This window comes from Arthrobacter sp. LAPM80 (assembly GCF_046736435.1).
Taxonomy (GTDB): Bacteria; Actinomycetota; Actinomycetes; order Actinomycetales; family Micrococcaceae; genus Specibacter.
The window spans coordinates 212,490-227,961 of sequence record NZ_JBCHVD010000003.1 but is presented as its reverse complement, the minus strand read 5'-3'; the positions used below and the strand labels follow the sequence as shown (position 1 = coordinate 227,961).

Genomic DNA, 15,472 nt, shown 5'->3' with positions numbered 1-15,472 from the left:
ACCCGTCGAGATACGTCGTTCTGGCGGGTTGGCCCCGTCATCGAGGCAAAGGGCGGGGATGGGGGCATGATGGGAGGAAGCCTGAGATTCATGCGAGCCAGATCCCCGGGAGTAAACATGCCAACGTTCCGCCACGTCACAACCATCGACCATCCGCGCGGGCGGGTGTTCACGTGGTTTACCCGGCCAGGCGCCCTGGTGCGGCTCACGCCGTCGTTCTTTGGCACGGTCCTGGCCGAGCCAAGCGACGGCATCAACCCGGGGTCGACGGCGGCCATGGGCGTGGGTGCCCCGGGCGGGATGGGGATGTGGCTGGGGACGGCGGCAGGCAGTGTGCGCGGCCTGCTGCCAGCCTCCATCGCCGGCAGCAAATGGACCCGGCCGGAGCTGCGGTGGGACGCGCTGCACACAGAACTGGTGCCCGGCGTGAGTTTCACCGACGTCATGGACAAGGGGCCGCTGGCGTCATGGACACACAGGCATTCATTCAGCGACGGCGCGGAACCGGGCACAACGGTGATGGTCGACGAGGTGCACTACGAGCTGCCGGCGCTGGCCCGCGGCGAGTGGGCGCGCAGGCGTTTCGAGGCCGAACTGGTGCGCATGTTTGCCTTCAGGGAACGGCAGCTGCTGGCTGATTTGGCGTTCCATGCGGCCCATTCCGGACCGCCGCTAGTGATTGCCGTGACAGGGGCGTCGGGGTTGGTGGGCCGGCAGGTCTGCGCACTGCTGGCAGGGGGCGGGCACACTGTGCTGAAGCTTGTCCGTCGTGCGCCGCGAAATGCTGGGGAGATCTTTTGGGACCCCGACGCCGGAGTCCTCGATTCGGCAGCACTGGCGCAGTGCACAGTTGTCATCCACCTGGCCGGCCACCCCATTGGCGGCCGGTTCACGGACTCAGTCAAGGACGCGATTTACCAAAGCCGGGTTCGCGGCACCGGGCTGCTGGCCCGGACCTTGGCGGAATTGACGCACGACGGCGTGGCGCGCACCCTGGTTTCAGGCTCCGCCGTGGGCTACTACGGGGCCGCGGCGAGTGGTGCCGGGGGTGATCCACGAGCGTTGGTTGAGACGGATCCGGCAGGCACAGATTTCCTGGCCAGTGTCTGCAGGGAGTGGGAGGCCTCCTGCGCACCCGCGGCTGAGGCAGGCGTCCGGGTGGTCAATGTTCGGACGGGCCTTGTTTTGTCGGCCGCCGGCGGGGTCTTGCAGCGGCTGCTTCCCCTCTATTTGGCAGGTGCAGGGGGTCCGGTGGGGAGCGGGCAGTGGCAGAGCTGGGTTGGCATCGAGGACATTGCAGGAATTTTTGTCCATGCGGCGCTGACACCGGGAGTTGCCGGCCCGCTCAACGGCGTGGCCCCGGAACCAGTGACAGCCGCGGAGTTCGCCCACACCCTGGGTGCCGTGCTGCACCGCCCCTCAGGGTTGAAGGTGCCTGACGCCGGCCCGCGACTGCTGCTGGGCGAACAAGGAGCGGCAGAATTGGCGTTGGCGAGCCAGCGGGTTTCCGCCGCGAAGGTGCAGGGCTCGGGGTACGATTTTAGGAACGCGGACCTGGGGTCGGCGCTGCGCCACATCCTGGGCCGGTAGCCTGCGCAGCAGTCACACGCGCTCGTTGAGGTTGGAGATAATGACGCCTCAGACTCCGTCCGAGGCGTCATTATCTCCAACCTCAACGAGGGAGCGGAGTTCACCGGCAGGTTTCGGCGCCGTGCGCAGGGCCCGCAGGCCAAGGAGCACCATGGGAACCAGCACGGCTAGGGCCATCATGTTGACCCAGAAGAAGCCGCCCAAGGTCAGGACCGGACCGGCAAGTGCTGCCATGGCGGCGGCGCCGAAGTTCATCATCATGTCGTTGGCGCCCTGCAGCGGCACGCGCAATTCCTCCGGTGCCGACTGGTTCAGCAGTGATGAGCCGCCGATCAGGCAGGCCGACCACCCAAGGCCCAACATGGTCAGGGCCAGGGACATCATCACCGGGTTGCTGCTGTCCGATGTCACGGCGCCGAGGGTGATGGCAGCCAGGAAAACGCCGCAACCGATGAACACGACCGGCATGGCGCCCAGCTTGTCCACGAGCCAGCCGAACACCGGGCTTGCCGCGTACATGCCAAGGATGTGCAGGCTGATGACAATGCCAATGATCTCAAGGGCGTGCCCGTGCGCGTTCATCGCCACCGGCGTCATGACCATGACGCCGACCATGATGGCGTGCCCGCCAGTCACGGCGGCCAGGGCGAACAAGGCCCGCGGGTTGTGGCTGGCAAGGCGCAGCGCACGCCACGCGCCGTGCTGCTTGGTGAGCTTGGCCGGTGCGGCGGGCGCCCGCGGCGGAGTCAGGAAGAACACCGCGATGACGAGCGCTGCCGTGACGAAGGCGATCAGCGAGAACACGAACGGCCCCGACAGCGGCACCAGGCCGAGCCTGATGCCGATCAGGCGCCCGGGTGCCGACAGATTGGGGCCAGCCACCGAGCCCACGGTGGTGGCCCAAATGACAATCGCCATGGCCCGCCCGGCCTTCTCCGGCGGGGCGCCGTCGACGGCTGCATAGCGTGCCTGCAGGCCCGCCGCCGTTGCTGAACCGAAGAACAGCATGCCGGCGGCCATGAGCCAGAATTGGCCAAGCATCGCAGCCAGCAGCACCAGCGCTGCACCCACGGCACCCAAGGCAAAGCCCGTGCTCAGCGCCCAGCGGCGGCCCGCCCGGACGGCAAGGTTCGCCAGCGGCACGGCAACCAGCCCCGCGCCCAGGGCCGAGGCGGTCTGCACAAAGCCTGATGCCGCCGTCGTGCCTGCCAGCTCGGCGGCCAGGATGCCACCCACCGCAACGCCGGATGCGACGCCAACGCCTGACAGCAGTTGGCCAACGACCAGCACGCCCTGGTTGCGGCGCTGGAGGGAGGTGGTGCTCATGCGGATCCTTTGCTGGGGTCGGCCGGCAGCGGCTGGCGGCCGGCCAAAATGTCTTGGGGTGAAAGCAGACCAAACAAGTGTGACAGAGGAGCGTCCGGGCATGCCAACCACACCCGCAATGACTGCCGCGGCACGGCGGAGCCCGGCCCCGCTGGCCCGTCTAGCTCAGTGCCCGGGCCGCGGCGCTTGTCACCGCGGCCGTCAGGTGGTCAAGGGCAGCCGACTGGATCTTCCAGCGCTGCCAGTACAGCGGGATGCGTGAAACATGTCCGGGAACCAGTTCAACAAGGTCGCCCGTGTCAAGGCCCTGCGCACAATGGGCCTCCGGCATGAGGCCCCAGCCCAGCCCGAGTCTTACAGCTTCGGCAAATTGCACGGTGTCGGGGATGAAATGCTGCGGACAGGACAACGGAGTTCCTGTGATGTCCGTGAAGAAATTTTTTTGCAGGGTGTCGGTGCGGTCGAACTGCACGGCCGGGGCTGCTGCAAGGAGTGCGGGGGAGAATCCGCGGGGAAACCATGTGCCAAGGAATTTCGCAGAGGCAACGGCCCTGTACTCCATGGCTCCCAACGGCACGGATGTGCAGCCCTGGACGGCTTCGGCCGTCGCTGTCACGGCCGCCATGACCTCGCCCGAGCGCAGGAGCGCCACCGAATGCTGTTCGTCCTCGCGCACCAGTTCAAACATCAGCCCGGCAGTGGAGGGAACAAGGGCCAGGGCGTCAACAAACCAGGTTGCCAGGGAATCGGCGTTGACGACAATGGCCAGGGCATCGCTGGTGGTTCCGTTCAAACCCAACTCCGTGGACGCGTCAGATTCCAGCTGGCGAAGTTGGCGGGCCAGCCTGTGCACAACGCCTCCGGCCGACGTGGCGGCAATGGGTGTTGTCCGCAGCAGCAGGACCTGTCCGGCGAGCTGCTCCATGGCCTTGATGCGTTGCGAAACGGCCGACGCCGTGACATGCAGTTGGCGCGCGGCGGCATCAAAGGTGCCGTTTTCAAGCACCGCCACGAAGGTGCGTAACTGCTCCGTCTGAAATGCGACCATGAAATTTCCTTAGGATGCATGAAAATAATTAGCTGTACTGTCAATCATGAGCATAGTAGTTTCATTGGCTGTGACTCCACTTGATATCGCCGCAGCGTCGGCAACCGGCCTCGGCGCCGGGCTTGCCCTCATCATGGCCATTGGCGCCCAAAACGCCTTTGTCCTCCGGCAGGGAATCCGCGGCGAACACGTGGGGCTCGTGGTCCTTGTCTGCATGCTCAGCGACATCGTCCTGATTGCAGGGGGCATCCTTGGCATTGGTGCCGTAATTACTGCCGTGCCTGCCGTGGTTGTGGTGATCAGGCTGGCCGGGGCCGCGTTCCTGCTGACCTATGGGGTCCTTGCCGCCAGACGTGCACTCCGCCCCGGTGCGTTGACAGCCGGCACCCAGCAGGGCTCCTTAAGCAGGAAGGCCGCGCTTGTCACAGTCGTGACGCTGACCTGGCTGAACCCCCACGTCTATTTGGACACGGTGCTGTTGTTGGGGTCCCTCGCCAACCAGCACGGTGAACTGCGCTGGTGGTTCGGAGCGGGCGCGGCGCTGGGCAGCCTGATGTGGTTCAGCGCCCTGGGTTACGGGGCGCGGTTCCTGCGCCCGGTCTTTGCAAAACCCGGGGCCTGGCGCGTGCTCGACTGGCTGATTGCCGCCGTCATGCTTTTCCTTGGCGTGACAATGGTGCTCGGCGCGTAGCCCGCAGTACGAGGGCTTTTTAGAGGAAGTCCATTTCAGCCTGCAGAAATGATTCCGCGGACACGATTGCACCATTAAATGCCTGTTCCTGCGTGGGTGACTTCGTGGGTGTGCGGGTGTACCACTCGTGGGTGTTCATGTGGACCTGGACCACGCCGCCTTCGGGAGGTGCGTAGAACAATCCGAAGCGCTGCACCGGCCACTCCGCGGATGTCTCGATCCCCACCAGCAACGCCGCATTCAGCGCCGGGTTGAACCATTGGGCGATGGGACGGCGCCTATCCTCAAAGAACAGCCCGGATGCGTAACGGCTCGCCACGGTCGGCCCCATTTCACGGCGCAGCCGCTCCAGCCACAACGGCAGGATCTCCGTGTCATGGCGTTGCCATACTGCTGGGACCAGGGGCTGGTCGCTGCGGGAACTCACAAGATCATTTTAGCTATTACTGCTCGAGTTTCCAGAGGACGAGACTGGCAATTCGCCGGGCGATGGTTGGCGGGCTTACGCCCCGGCGCCGCCCACCTCAAGGCCGGCCGTCGATTCCCTGACCATGAGCTGCGGGCAGAAGATGCTTTTCCGCCCTGGCCCCCCACGGTTGAGGGACCTTTCATCGAGCAGGCGAATGGTTTCCCGGGCCAGGTCCGCCACGGGGTGGCGCACCGAGGTGAGCTTCGGCGTGGTGATGAGACTGAGAGAGACGTCATCGAAGCTTCCGATCTTCACCTGCGCAGGGATGCCGATGCCGGCGTCATTCAAGACGGCAAGCAGGCCGATCGCCACCACGTCGGCACCGCAGATGATGGCATCCGGCAGCGGCCCGCCAGCCAGCAGCAGGCGAGCTGCGGCGGATCCCCATTCCATGCTGAAATCACCGAGCAGTTCCCAGTGGTGCGGGGCGGCCGGGCGTTGCGGGGCTGTCAGCGCCCGGAATTCGGTGTGCCGTTCATGGGCCGAACTGGTGGTGGGGTGTGCGCCAACATACGCAAACGTCCTGCACCCCATGTCCCGCAGGTGGTCCATGAGCAACCGCAGTCCCGTGGTGTTGTCGCTGCCCACATAGTCGGTGCCCGGTGCCTCTGCGTACCGGTCAAGCTGCACTAGCGGAACCCGCTGTGCGGCCGCGGCCACCGCGGCGGCGGACTCCCGGGTTGACACCGGAATGACCACGAGCCCGTCCACCATGCGGTTGATCAGCAGGTCGATCCGGGACGACTCCAACACCGGCTCCTGACGGGAATTGCACAGAATCAGTGAACGGTTTGATTCGGCCAGGATCCCTTCAAGCGCCTCGACGATGCTGGGAAAATACGGGTTGTTGATGCCGGGGACCACAACGCCAATGGTGTCGGTGCGCCGGGTCCGCAGTGCCCGGGCCATGGCATTGGCGGAATAGCCCAGTTGGATGCTGGCATCAACGACGCGCCGGGCCAACTCCGGGTCAACCTTTGGGTTGCCGGACAACGCCCTCGACGCCGTTGCCGGGGAAACTCCCGCCGCATCCGCAACGTCAAGCATGGTGATGCGTTTGTTCATGAAATCGTCCTCTCGACATACACGGAGAATGCCGAAAAGCCTGCCCCCACGTGATGTAAATTATAGTGTCAAAAGTGCGCCAGGGTGCCGTCGTGCCACGGAAAGTCGGTGATGACAGGGTAATGCGCTGATTTGACTTGCATTTGTTGCGTGGGGTGTAATTTGCTGGGACTGAGAAATGGATTTCTCAAAACCGGCGTCAGGATTGCGAACCAAGACGTTGCCGTGAACTTGACTAAGTCAGGAACGCAGTAGTCCCTAGATTCTAGAGATCCGACGTAGGACTTATGACTATGACAACCGCACTGATCCTCGACTGCGACACAGGCATCGATGACGCCCTTGCCATTTTTTACGGCGCGCACCACGGCGCGGACTTCCGCCTGTGCACTGTCACGCACGGCAACGTCCCCGTGGAACGCGGAGCCCGGAACACGCTGACCCTGCTCGACGCCGTCGGCCTGCACCACGTGCCCGTCCATCAGGGCGCAGCACGGCCCTTCGCGCAGGAACTCCACACAGCCGAGTACGTGCACGGAGACGACGGCCTGGGCAATTCCGAGCTGCCGGAGTCGAACCGCCACATTTCAGGTTCACTTGCGGCTGCCGAAATTGTGGCCCAGGCGCGCCTGCACCCCGGTGAATTGGTCTTGGTGGCGATCGGCCCCCTCACCAACATCGGCATGGCGCTGCTGCTTGAACCGAAGCTTGCGCAACTGATCAAGCGCGTGGTGGTCATGGGCGGTGCTGTGGGCATCCAGGGCAACATCAGCCCCGCCGCGGAAGCCAACGTATGGCACGACCCCGAGGCAGCCCAGCTGGTTGTCGACGCCGAGTGGGACGTCCTGTTCGTCGGCCTTGAAATCACACTGTCAACGGTCCTGACACCAGCCGGCCTTGCCCGCATTGAAAACAGCACCGACCCCCGTGCCCAGTTGGCCTGGAAGATCATGGCGCACTACCTGGACTTCCACGAAAAGACCATGGGCGTGCGCACCGCCGTCCTGCATGACCCGCTGGCCATGGCACTAGCGCTGGAACCCGAACTCGGCCGCTACAAGCTCGTCAACGCCTACGTGGAACTGGGCCAGGGCCCGTCCCGCGGCGCCCTGGTGGGGGACCTGCGTGCGACGCGTCCGGCACCGGTGGACCCGCGCGCCAAGGGCGTCATCAGGATTGTGGAAAGCATCGACGCGGAAGCCTTCCACGAAAAGTTTCTCGAGGCACTCGGCGCCTAGAAAAACCAAGGCGGGTGGCCGGCGTCGTTCATTGACTTCGGGGCAGGCCGCCCAACCCGAGCGAGCACCCTCGTTTCAACCAACACCGCAGCAACACATCACATTGCGGCCTGGCGCCATTGCGCTGGCCGGGGATAAGGAAACTCATGAGCCAGAGCACGCCCATGCAGCGCCTGGAGGGCGCAGCCCTGTGGGACGGGGAAAACTTCCTCGGCACCGCAGCCATCAGCTGGGAAAACGGCAACATCACGGAGGTTGCACCTTCTGACTCGGACGCCCCCAGTGAGTACAGCATCATCCCGGGACTGATCGACACGCACGTCCACCTGGGCGGGTACGCCGGCGAAGGAAAGGTCGACTGGGTCTCCTGGCCGCTGGTCACCCCGTCCGAGGAGCGCACACTCCACATTGCCGCCAACGCCCAAAAGGCAGCCCGCGCCGGCGTCACCACGCTGCGCGACTTGGCTGGCGACCGCCACCAGCTCGCCGTCAGCCGAGCCTTCGAGGCAGGCATCCTCGAGGGCCCGCGCGTCCTTGTGCACGGCCAGGTCGGCATGACCGCCGGCCACGGGGACCTGTTCACACCTCCCCACTTCCCGCACCGCGAACCCGTGGCAGACAGCCCCGACGAGTGCCGCAAGCTTGTCCGCCAGTGGGCCCGCGCCGGCACGCACGGCGTGAAGATCTACACTAGCGGCGGCGTCCTGTCCATGGGCGACAAGGTGGGCTGGCGCAACCAGACAAACGAAGAAATCGCCACCACTGTTAACGAGGCGCACGCGCTGGGCATGCCCGTTGCAGCCCACACGCACTCCACCGACGGCGTTGACATCGCACTGGCCCAGGGCGCCGACTCCCTGGAGCACGGAACCGGAATCATCAGCAGGCACTGGCCCGTCCTGGTGGAGCGCAACATCCCCGTGGCGCCGACCCTGCTGATCAACGACGCGATCGCCGACGGCCGCATCACCATTTCGGCCGAGGCGCAGGAAAAGGCCAAGGCCGTGGTCGAGGAACGCAACCGCAACTTCGACGGCGCCGGCGCGGCGGGTGTCCGCTTTGTGCTGGGCACCGACGCGAACGGCTTCATGGTCGAATTCGGCGACCAGATGGAGGAAGTCCGGCTCATGGCCGGCATGTTCGAGTGGACCCCCGAGCGCGCGCTTGTCGCCGCCACCTCCGACGCGGCAGACGCCGTGGGACTTGGCTCCACCGTTGGCAAGCTCCAGGCCGGCTACGGCGCCGACTTCATCGTCATCAAGGGCCGTCCGTGGGAAAACATCCAGGACCTGCGCACCGAAAACATTGTGGCAGTGGTCTCCCGCGGCCGTGTGGTCAGCGGCGAACTGCCGGCGTAATCCACGGGCCCCGGCGGGCCTTTGTAGATTTCAGATTTCGCACCATTTAGACCCGCACCATCCCAGACAAGGACCATTCGTGAAGATTGCATCGAAGAACGTATTGCGCACCGGGGCATTTGCCCTGGCCGCGCTCATGGCTGGCGGCGCCCTCGCCTCCTGCTCCGCGGCAGGCACAGACGCCTCCGGCGGCAGCGTCGTATTCGCCCTCAAGGAAGATCCGGGCTGCATGGATCCCCAGCAGGTCACCCTGACCACAGCCTTGAACGTCAGCCGCCAGCTGACAGATTCACTGCTGGACCAGGACACCAAGACCGGCGAGCTCAAGCCCTGGCTGGCGAAGACCTGGAAGTCCAACAGCGACCTCACCCAGTTCACCTTCACCCTGCGTGACGGCGTGACCTTTAGCGATAAAACCGCGCTGACAGCCGAGGTCGTCAAGGAAAACTTTGACGCCCTGTTCGCCATGGGCCCCAAGGCATCGCTGGCGTCCCAGATGCTGGCCGGATATACGGGAACCGACGTGCTCGACCCGAGCACCTTCAAGGTGAACTTCTCCGCCCCCAACGCACAGTTCATGCAGGGCGCCTCCACGACCACGCTGTCGATGGTCTCCGCCGCGACCACGAAGGCCAAGCCCGAAGCGCGCTGCCAGTCGGTCCTGGGCTCGGGCCCGTTCGTGCTTGACTCCTACACCCAGAACGATTCAGTGAAGATCAGCCGCCGTGATGGCTACAACTGGGGTTCGGAACTGCGCAAGCACACAGGCGACGCCCTGGTGAAGACAATCACGTTCCCTGTCATTGCCGAGAACAGCGTCCGCACCGGCGGCCTGGATTCGGGCGAATTCGACGTCATCCAGGACGTCCCCTACGCCGATGAAGCACGCTTCACGAACGATCGCTTCAACCTGTACGCGGCAGCTAACCCGGGCATCCCGAACTCGCTGATCGCCAACACCACAAAGGGCCTGCTGGGCGATCCCGCAATCCTGAAGGCACTGCAGATCGGCCTTGACCGCAAGGAAATCAACACCCTGGCCGGTTCAGCCAGCGGCAAGGCGCCGACAAGCGCTCTGACGTCCACCACCTCGGGCTACGCCAGCCAGGGCGATGAAATGAAGTACAACCCGGCAGGTGCCAAGGCACTACTCGAGGCCGACGGCTGGGCCCTTGGCTCGGACGGCATCTACGCCAAAGACGGCAAGAAGCTGACAGTGACTGTCACGGCGTTCTACGCCCAGGACGTCCTTGAAGCAGCCCAGATGCAGCTGAAGAAGATTGGCGTGGACCTGCAGCTGAAGATGGTCACTGCCGGTGACTTCTTCGGTGCCGTGGCCAGCCACGACTACGAGTTCCTGGGTGCGGCCCTGACCCGCACCGACCCCGACGTCCTGCGCGTTGCCCTCTCCAAGGGCTCCAAGTCGGCCTGGGGCGTAGTTGAGAACCCCGAACTTGAAAAGATGCTGCTGGAGCAGGCCAAGACGGCAGACGCCGCCGCCCGCCAGGACCTCGTCACCAAGATCCAGGCGCTTGTCATCAAGGAAGGCTACGTCATCCCGACCCTGGAAACCGTCCAGCTGCATGCCTCAACCAACAAGGTTTCAGGCATCGAGTTTGATTCGGCTTCACGGATCAACTTGTACGACATGACTGTCTCCAAGTAGCCGAACCGCATATCGCTTTAAGGAAATAACCATGGATTCAGCAGGAGCGTCGTTCGCGCAACGGGCCCGCACGATTTTGATCTTTGCCGCGCCAAAATTGCTCCAGTTCATCTTCGTCATCTGGGCAACGTACACAGTGACGTTCCTGCTGATCCATTTCCTGCCCGGGGACCCCGTCCTTGCCGCGCTGTCCCTGAAGGGCGGCGACGCAACCACCACGGATCCCGCAGCACTGGAACGGCTGCGTGTGCAATACGGCCTCGACGGCTCGCTGTGGACGCAGTACTTCAGGCACCTCGGCGGCGTGCTCACCGGTGACTTCGGCACGTCGATTTCAACCGGACAGCCCGTGGCCACCATGATTGGGCGGGTCCTTCCGCACAGCGCCGCCATCGCCGGGCTGGCCCTGGTCATCGGCATCCTCCTTGCAGTGGTTGTCACCTACCTGGCCTTCCTGACCCGCTCCCACTGGCTGCGCCAGACCCTGCTGCAGATCCCGCCGCTCGGTGTCGCCATCCCGGCCTTCCTGACAGGACTTGTCCTGATCAGCGTGTTCGCCTTTGGCCTTGGCTGGTTCCCGTCGTCGGGAACGCGGAGCCCGCTTAGCGTCGTCCTGCCCTCGATCACCCTGGCACTGCCCGTGGGCGCCATCTTCTTCCAGGTCTTCTCCTCCGCCGTCTTTGAGGCGGCCAACGGGGCCTACGTCTTCACCGCCGTCGCCAAGGGCCTGTCCCCGCGACGCATCTTCACCCGCCACGTGCTGCGCAACTCCCTGCTGGCCTCCATCACCATCCTTGGCCTGCAGATCGGCTACCTCGCCGGCGGCACCGCCGTGGTGGAGACTGTCTTCTCCCGGGACGGCATTGGCCGCATGACTGTCAATGCCGTCCTCGCCCGCGACATCAACGTGATCCAGGGCGTCGTCATTGTGGTGGCGATTGTGTATTCGCTCGTCAACTTGATCGTTGACGTTTGCTACGGCATCATCGACCCGCGGATCCGCCCCACCCTCGCCGCACCAAAATCACCGGCCGGCCCGGAGGCCCCCGAGTCTTCAGAGCCCGTTAGGACCACAGCATGAGAATGTTCAAGAAACCCGGGCTGCTGATCTCCGCAGTCTTCCTGCTGCTCGTCCTGCTGGCGGTTGCCGTGCCTTCCCTCTTTGCCACCCACAGCCCCCTTGACGGGGTTGCCGCCCAGAAGATGCTCGGGCCCAGCGCACAGCACTGGTTCGGCACGGACCACCTCGGCCGCGACGTCTACTCGCGCGTCGTGTACGGCGCCCGTCTGTCGGTCGCCGCGGCCGCCCTCGCTGTCATCATCGGCGTCGTCGTGGGTGCCGTCGTCGGCCTGCTGGCCGGTGCCATCGGCGGCAAGACCGACTTCCTGATCATGCGCGTCGTTGACGTGTTCATTGCCGTCCCCGGCATCCTGCTGGCCCTGATCGTTGTCGCATCCCTCGGCTTCGGCCCGTGGTCCGTTGCCCTCGGTGTTGCCCTCGGCGCGGCCGGCTCATTCGCCCGCGTCATGCGCTCCCAGGTGCTGCGCGTGCGCAACGAGGAGTACGTTGAAGCGGCTGGCGCCCTCGGTGTCAGGCGCGGCACCGTCCTGCTGACCCACGTGCTGCCCAACGCCTCACGCCCCGTCATATCGATGGCGGCACTGGAAATGGGCACAGCCATCCTGTCAGTGTCGGCCCTGAGCTTCCTTGGCTTTGGTCCGCAGCCGCCCACCCCCGAATGGGGTTCGCTGGTGGCATCGGGCCGCCAATTCGTGGCAACCGCCCCGTGGCTGAGCATCCTGCCCGGCCTGGTGGTTGTCGCCGTCGTCCTCTCAGTGAACCGCGTGGCCCAGCAAATAGGAGCAGCCAAGTGACGCACCAACCAGTCAGCACGCCCCCCGCAGTACCGGCCGGCGCCAGCATCCTGGAGGTCAGCGGCCTGCACATTGAGTACGTCAGCGCGGGGGAGACCTTCCCGGCCGTGCGCGGTGTCAGCTTCAGCATCCCGCGCGGGAAGATCGTGGCGATCGTTGGTGAATCCGGTTCCGGCAAGAGCACCATCTCGCAGTCGCTGATCCGCAGGTTGTCAACGGGCGGGCGCATCACCTCGGGCGCCATAACGTTCGACGGCGAAAACCTCGCCACCGCGAGCGAGAGGAAGCTGCGGAGCATCCGCGGCGCGCGCATTGGCTTTGTGCCGCAGGACCCCAGCAACTCGCTGAACCCGCTCATGAAGATCGGTGCGCAAATTGCCGAAGCCCTGCGCCTGCATGGGAAGGTGAGCGTGTCCGCCGCGGCCGCACGCGCCGTGGAGATCCTAGGCGAGGTGGGCATTCCCGACGCCGCAGCACGGGCCGGGCAGTACCCGCACCAGCTCTCCGGCGGCATGCGCCAGCGCGTCCTGATCGGCATGGCCTGGGCCTGCAACCCCGACCTCGTCATTGCCGACGAACCCACCAGTGCCCTGGACGTCACAGTCCAGCGGCAGGTGCTGGACCGCATTGAACGGCTTGCCGCCGAGCGCGGCACCGCCGTCTTGCTCGTCACCCACGACCTTGCCGTTGCCGCCGACCGTGCCGATGAAATCCTCGTCATGCAGCAAGGACGCATCGTTGAGGCGGGCAGCGCGGCCGACGTGCTGGCCAACCCCACACACGACTACACGCGCCGGCTCGTCGCCGCCGCACCCGGGCTGAACAGCGGGCGGCTGCAGGCGCGCCCCCTGCCCGGCGATGGCGGGGCGCCCCTTGGCAGCTCCATGTTTGCCGGACGCGAAAAAGCCGCCGCAACCGGAGTGCCGGTCCTTGAGGTGCGCAACCTGGTCAAGACCTTTGCGCTGCGCACCCCCGGCGCACCCGCAAGCGTCCTGACGGCCGTCAACAACGTCTCCTTCTCGGTTGAACGCGGCCAGACGCTCTCGATTGTCGGCGAGTCGGGCTCGGGCAAGACAACCACGGCCCGCATTGCAGCACGCATCGCAGGCGCCAACTCCGGAACCGTCCTGTTCGACGGCCAGGACGTCACCTCGTGGCGCGGGGAGCAGCTTCGCCAGCTGCGCCGGCGCATCCAGGTCGTGTACCAAAACCCGTTTGGTTCCCTTGATCCGCGCATGACCCTTGAACGGATCATCACCGAGCCGCTGCGTGCGTTCAAGCTGGGCGAGCGGAAGCGCCAGGGCGAGGCGGCCCGGGAATTGCTTGAATGCGTCCAGCTTTCCCCCGACCTCATCAACCGCCGCCCGGGACAGCTCTCAGGCGGCCAGCGCCAGCGCGTTGCGATTGCCCGGGCGCTTGCCCTGGGGCCTGAAATGATCGTGCTGGATGAGCCCGTATCGGCGCTGGACGTGTCTGTCCAGGAACAAATCCTGCAGCTGCTCGTTGACCTGCAAGCCCAGTTCAACCTCAGCTACCTGTTCATCTCCCACGACCTCGGGGTCATCCGCCAGGTGTCTGACCAGATTGTGGTCATGCGCTTTGGCGATGTGATTGAGGCGGGCCCGGCCGCGCAGATCCTCAACCACCCGGCGAAGGCCTACACGCAGGAACTGCTCGAATCCATCCCCGGACAGCTGCAGGGTGCCCCGTGAACGGCGCGGAGTTCCGCAACGTCCAGGCACTGGGCACCCCCTACGGTGCGTACAGCCACCTGGCGGAAGTGAACGGCGTGCTCTATTCCTCCGGAATTGGGCCCTTTGACGCGGCCACAGGCAGCATCCCCGACGGCATTTCGGCCCAGGCCGAGGCCGTGGTGGACAACCTTGAGCGTGCACTGGCCGACGTCGGACTGTCCCTGCGCGAGGTGGTCAAGGTGACTGTCATCATCGAGGACTTCGCGGTAAACTTCCCGGAAGTCAACGAGGTGTTCGCCCGCAGGTTCCCGCAGCCCTACCCCGTGCGCACGGTGCTGGGGGCAGCCCTTCCCGGCCCGCTCGTGGCCATGGACATCACCGCCGTGCGCCCGCAGCCGGGCAACGGCCGGACCACACAAGAGGAGACGCGATGACACAGCGCCACGTTCCGGCAGCCGAGCTGCACCTGCATATCGAGGGCACGCTTGAGCCCGAGTTGATCCTTGCCCTGGCGGCGCGGAACGGGCTCACGCTGCCGTTCCCGACGCTGGGGGAGCTGCAGGCCCAGTACGAGTTCACGGACCTGCAGTCGTTCCTGAACCTTTACTACGCCAACATGGCAGTGCTGCTCACCGAGGCCGACTTCGCGGACATGACCCGCGCCTACCTGGCCCGTGCATCGGCCGGGGGCGTACGCCATGCCGAGATCATGTTCGACCCGCAGGCCCATGTGGCGCGCGGCGTGGCACTCTCGACGGCGGTCAACGGCATCGCCACGGCCCTGGCCTCCAGCGAGGCGGACTTTGGCATGTCGACGAAGCTCATTGCGGCATTCCTGCGGGATGAATCCGAAGAGTCGGCGCTTGAAATCCTCGATGCGTTGCTGGCCATGGATGCACCCATCGCCGGCATTGGCCTGGACTCGGCCGAGGTCGGCAACCCGCCGTCGAAGTTTGTTCGCCTCTATGACCGCGCACGGGCGGCCGGGCTGCACCTGATCGCCCATGCCGGCGAGGAAGGCCCGCCCAGCTATGTTTCCGACGCCCTTGACCTGCTGGGTGCGCAGCGGATTGACCACGGCATCCGGTCCATGGAAGATCCTGAACTGGTCAGGCGCCTTGCCGCCGAACAGGTTCCCCTGACCGTGTGCCCGCTGTCCAACGTGCGCCTGCGCGCCGTTGACACGCTGGCGGACCACCCTCTTGCGCAGATGCTGGCAGCCGGGCTGAACGTGTGCGTCAACTCCGATGACCCGGCCTATTTTGGCGGCCACGTGGACGTGAACTTTGCGGCACTCAACGCAGAATTCGGCTTCGACGCCGACACCGTTGCCACCCTGGCCGGCAACTCCATCCGCTCATCCTTCGCCGACGCCGACCGCAAGGCGGCCCTCCTGGGTGAACTGCATCACTGGCGCACGCAGCAGGGCTGAACTTGCGCATTGAGCCACAA

14 protein-coding genes are annotated in these 15,472 nt (G+C 65.3%); 10 read left to right on the top strand and 4 right to left on the bottom strand.

What is annotated here, in order from left to right:
* The first annotated feature begins 117 nt into the window (after positions 1-117).
* On the top strand, positions 118-1,590 hold the full coding sequence (locus AAGW05_RS05235) for a TIGR01777 family oxidoreductase (RefSeq protein WP_411803420.1): 1,473 nt from the start codon (positions 118-120) through the stop codon (positions 1,588-1,590).
* Positions 1,591-1,638: 48 nt separating this feature from the next.
* Here the strand turns inward: AAGW05_RS05235 and AAGW05_RS05230 are convergent, their stop codons facing one another.
* On the bottom strand, positions 1,639-2,916 hold the full coding sequence (locus tag AAGW05_RS05230) for an MFS transporter (RefSeq protein ID WP_411803419.1): 1,278 nt from the start codon (positions 2,914-2,916) through the stop codon (positions 1,639-1,641).
* A gap of 160 nt (positions 2,917-3,076) precedes the next feature.
* A complete protein-coding gene (locus AAGW05_RS05225; RefSeq protein WP_411803418.1) occupies positions 3,077-3,964 on the bottom strand; it encodes an ArgP/LysG family DNA-binding transcriptional regulator in 888 nt (295 codons plus the stop codon).
* Positions 3,965-4,010: 46 nt separating this feature from the next.
* On the opposite strand from AAGW05_RS05225, the gene AAGW05_RS05220 reads away from it, so the two are divergent.
* Positions 4,011-4,655 carry a LysE/ArgO family amino acid transporter gene (locus tag AAGW05_RS05220; RefSeq protein ID WP_411803417.1) on the top strand — a complete coding sequence of 215 codons (645 nt, stop codon included), beginning with the start codon at positions 4,011-4,013 and terminating at the stop codon, positions 4,653-4,655.
* Between the two features lie 19 nt (positions 4,656-4,674).
* On the opposite strand, the gene AAGW05_RS05215 is transcribed toward AAGW05_RS05220, so the two are convergent.
* Together AAGW05_RS05215 and AAGW05_RS05210 are read right to left on the bottom strand one after the other, a co-directional pair.
* Positions 4,675-5,082 carry a hypothetical protein gene (locus AAGW05_RS05215; protein WP_411803416.1) on the bottom strand — a complete coding sequence of 136 codons (408 nt, stop codon included), beginning with the start codon at positions 5,080-5,082 and terminating at the stop codon, positions 4,675-4,677.
* 75 nt (positions 5,083-5,157) lie between these two features.
* Positions 5,158-6,189, bottom strand: coding sequence for a LacI family DNA-binding transcriptional regulator (locus AAGW05_RS05210; protein WP_411803415.1), 1,032 nt, complete (start codon positions 6,187-6,189; stop codon positions 5,158-5,160).
* A gap of 287 nt (positions 6,190-6,476) precedes the next feature.
* Here AAGW05_RS05210 and AAGW05_RS05205 point away from each other — a divergent pair, with 287 nt between their 5' ends.
* From AAGW05_RS05205 to AAGW05_RS05170, 8 genes are all read left to right on the top strand, one after another.
* Positions 6,477-7,427: a nucleoside hydrolase gene (locus tag AAGW05_RS05205; protein WP_411803414.1), complete on the top strand. Its 951-nt coding sequence runs from the start codon at positions 6,477-6,479 to the stop codon at positions 7,425-7,427.
* A 146-nt stretch (positions 7,428-7,573) separates the two neighbouring features.
* Positions 7,574-8,785, top strand: coding sequence for an amidohydrolase family protein (locus AAGW05_RS05200; protein ID WP_411803413.1), 1,212 nt, complete (start codon positions 7,574-7,576; stop codon positions 8,783-8,785).
* Between the two features lie 79 nt (positions 8,786-8,864).
* Positions 8,865-10,451 carry an ABC transporter substrate-binding protein gene (locus tag AAGW05_RS05195; protein ID WP_411803412.1) on the top strand — a complete coding sequence of 529 codons (1,587 nt, stop codon included), beginning with the start codon at positions 8,865-8,867 and terminating at the stop codon, positions 10,449-10,451.
* Positions 10,452-10,482: 31 nt separating this feature from the next.
* Positions 10,483-11,532 carry an ABC transporter permease gene (locus tag AAGW05_RS05190; RefSeq protein ID WP_411803411.1) on the top strand — a complete coding sequence of 350 codons (1,050 nt, stop codon included), beginning with the start codon at positions 10,483-10,485 and terminating at the stop codon, positions 11,530-11,532.
* Positions 11,529-12,326, top strand: coding sequence for an ABC transporter permease (locus AAGW05_RS05185; protein ID WP_411803410.1), 798 nt, complete (start codon positions 11,529-11,531; stop codon positions 12,324-12,326). Before AAGW05_RS05190 ends, AAGW05_RS05185 begins: the two co-directional genes overlap by 4 nt.
* Positions 12,323-14,038 carry a dipeptide ABC transporter ATP-binding protein gene (locus tag AAGW05_RS05180; RefSeq protein WP_411803409.1) on the top strand — a complete coding sequence of 572 codons (1,716 nt, stop codon included), beginning with the start codon at positions 12,323-12,325 and terminating at the stop codon, positions 14,036-14,038. Before AAGW05_RS05185 ends, AAGW05_RS05180 begins: the two co-directional genes overlap by 4 nt.
* Positions 14,035-14,454, top strand: coding sequence for a RidA family protein (locus AAGW05_RS05175; protein ID WP_411803408.1), 420 nt, complete (start codon positions 14,035-14,037; stop codon positions 14,452-14,454). Before AAGW05_RS05180 ends, AAGW05_RS05175 begins: the two co-directional genes overlap by 4 nt.
* Positions 14,451-15,452, top strand: a complete 1,002-nt coding sequence (locus tag AAGW05_RS05170) for an adenosine deaminase (RefSeq protein ID WP_411803407.1) — start codon at positions 14,451-14,453, stop codon at positions 15,450-15,452. The genes AAGW05_RS05175 and AAGW05_RS05170 overlap by 4 nt, the downstream gene beginning before the upstream one ends.
* The last annotated feature ends 20 nt before the right edge of the window (positions 15,453-15,472 follow it).

What these genes read in the sequence shown, in the direction of transcription:
- AAGW05_RS05235 (WP_411803420.1), top strand. Translation starts at nt 118, where the DNA reads ATGCCAACGTTCCGCCACGTCACAACCATCGACCATCCGCGCGGGCGG.
- AAGW05_RS05230 (WP_411803419.1), bottom strand. Translation starts at nt 2,916, where the DNA reads ATGAGCACCACCTCCCTCCAGCGCCGCAACCAGGGCGTGCTGGTCGTT.
- AAGW05_RS05225 (WP_411803418.1), bottom strand. Translation starts at nt 3,964, where the DNA reads ATGGTCGCATTTCAGACGGAGCAGTTACGCACCTTCGTGGCGGTGCTT.
- AAGW05_RS05220 (WP_411803417.1), top strand. Translation starts at nt 4,011, where the DNA reads ATGAGCATAGTAGTTTCATTGGCTGTGACTCCACTTGATATCGCCGCA.
- AAGW05_RS05210 (WP_411803415.1), bottom strand. Translation starts at nt 6,189, where the DNA reads ATGAACAAACGCATCACCATGCTTGACGTTGCGGATGCGGCGGGAGTT.
- AAGW05_RS05205 (WP_411803414.1), top strand. Translation starts at nt 6,477, where the DNA reads ATGACTATGACAACCGCACTGATCCTCGACTGCGACACAGGCATCGAT.
- AAGW05_RS05200 (WP_411803413.1), top strand. Translation starts at nt 7,574, where the DNA reads ATGAGCCAGAGCACGCCCATGCAGCGCCTGGAGGGCGCAGCCCTGTGG.
- AAGW05_RS05190 (WP_411803411.1), top strand. Translation starts at nt 10,483, where the DNA reads ATGGATTCAGCAGGAGCGTCGTTCGCGCAACGGGCCCGCACGATTTTG.
- AAGW05_RS05185 (WP_411803410.1), top strand. Translation starts at nt 11,529, where the DNA reads ATGAGAATGTTCAAGAAACCCGGGCTGCTGATCTCCGCAGTCTTCCTG.
- AAGW05_RS05170 (WP_411803407.1), top strand. Translation starts at nt 14,451, where the DNA reads ATGACACAGCGCCACGTTCCGGCAGCCGAGCTGCACCTGCATATCGAG.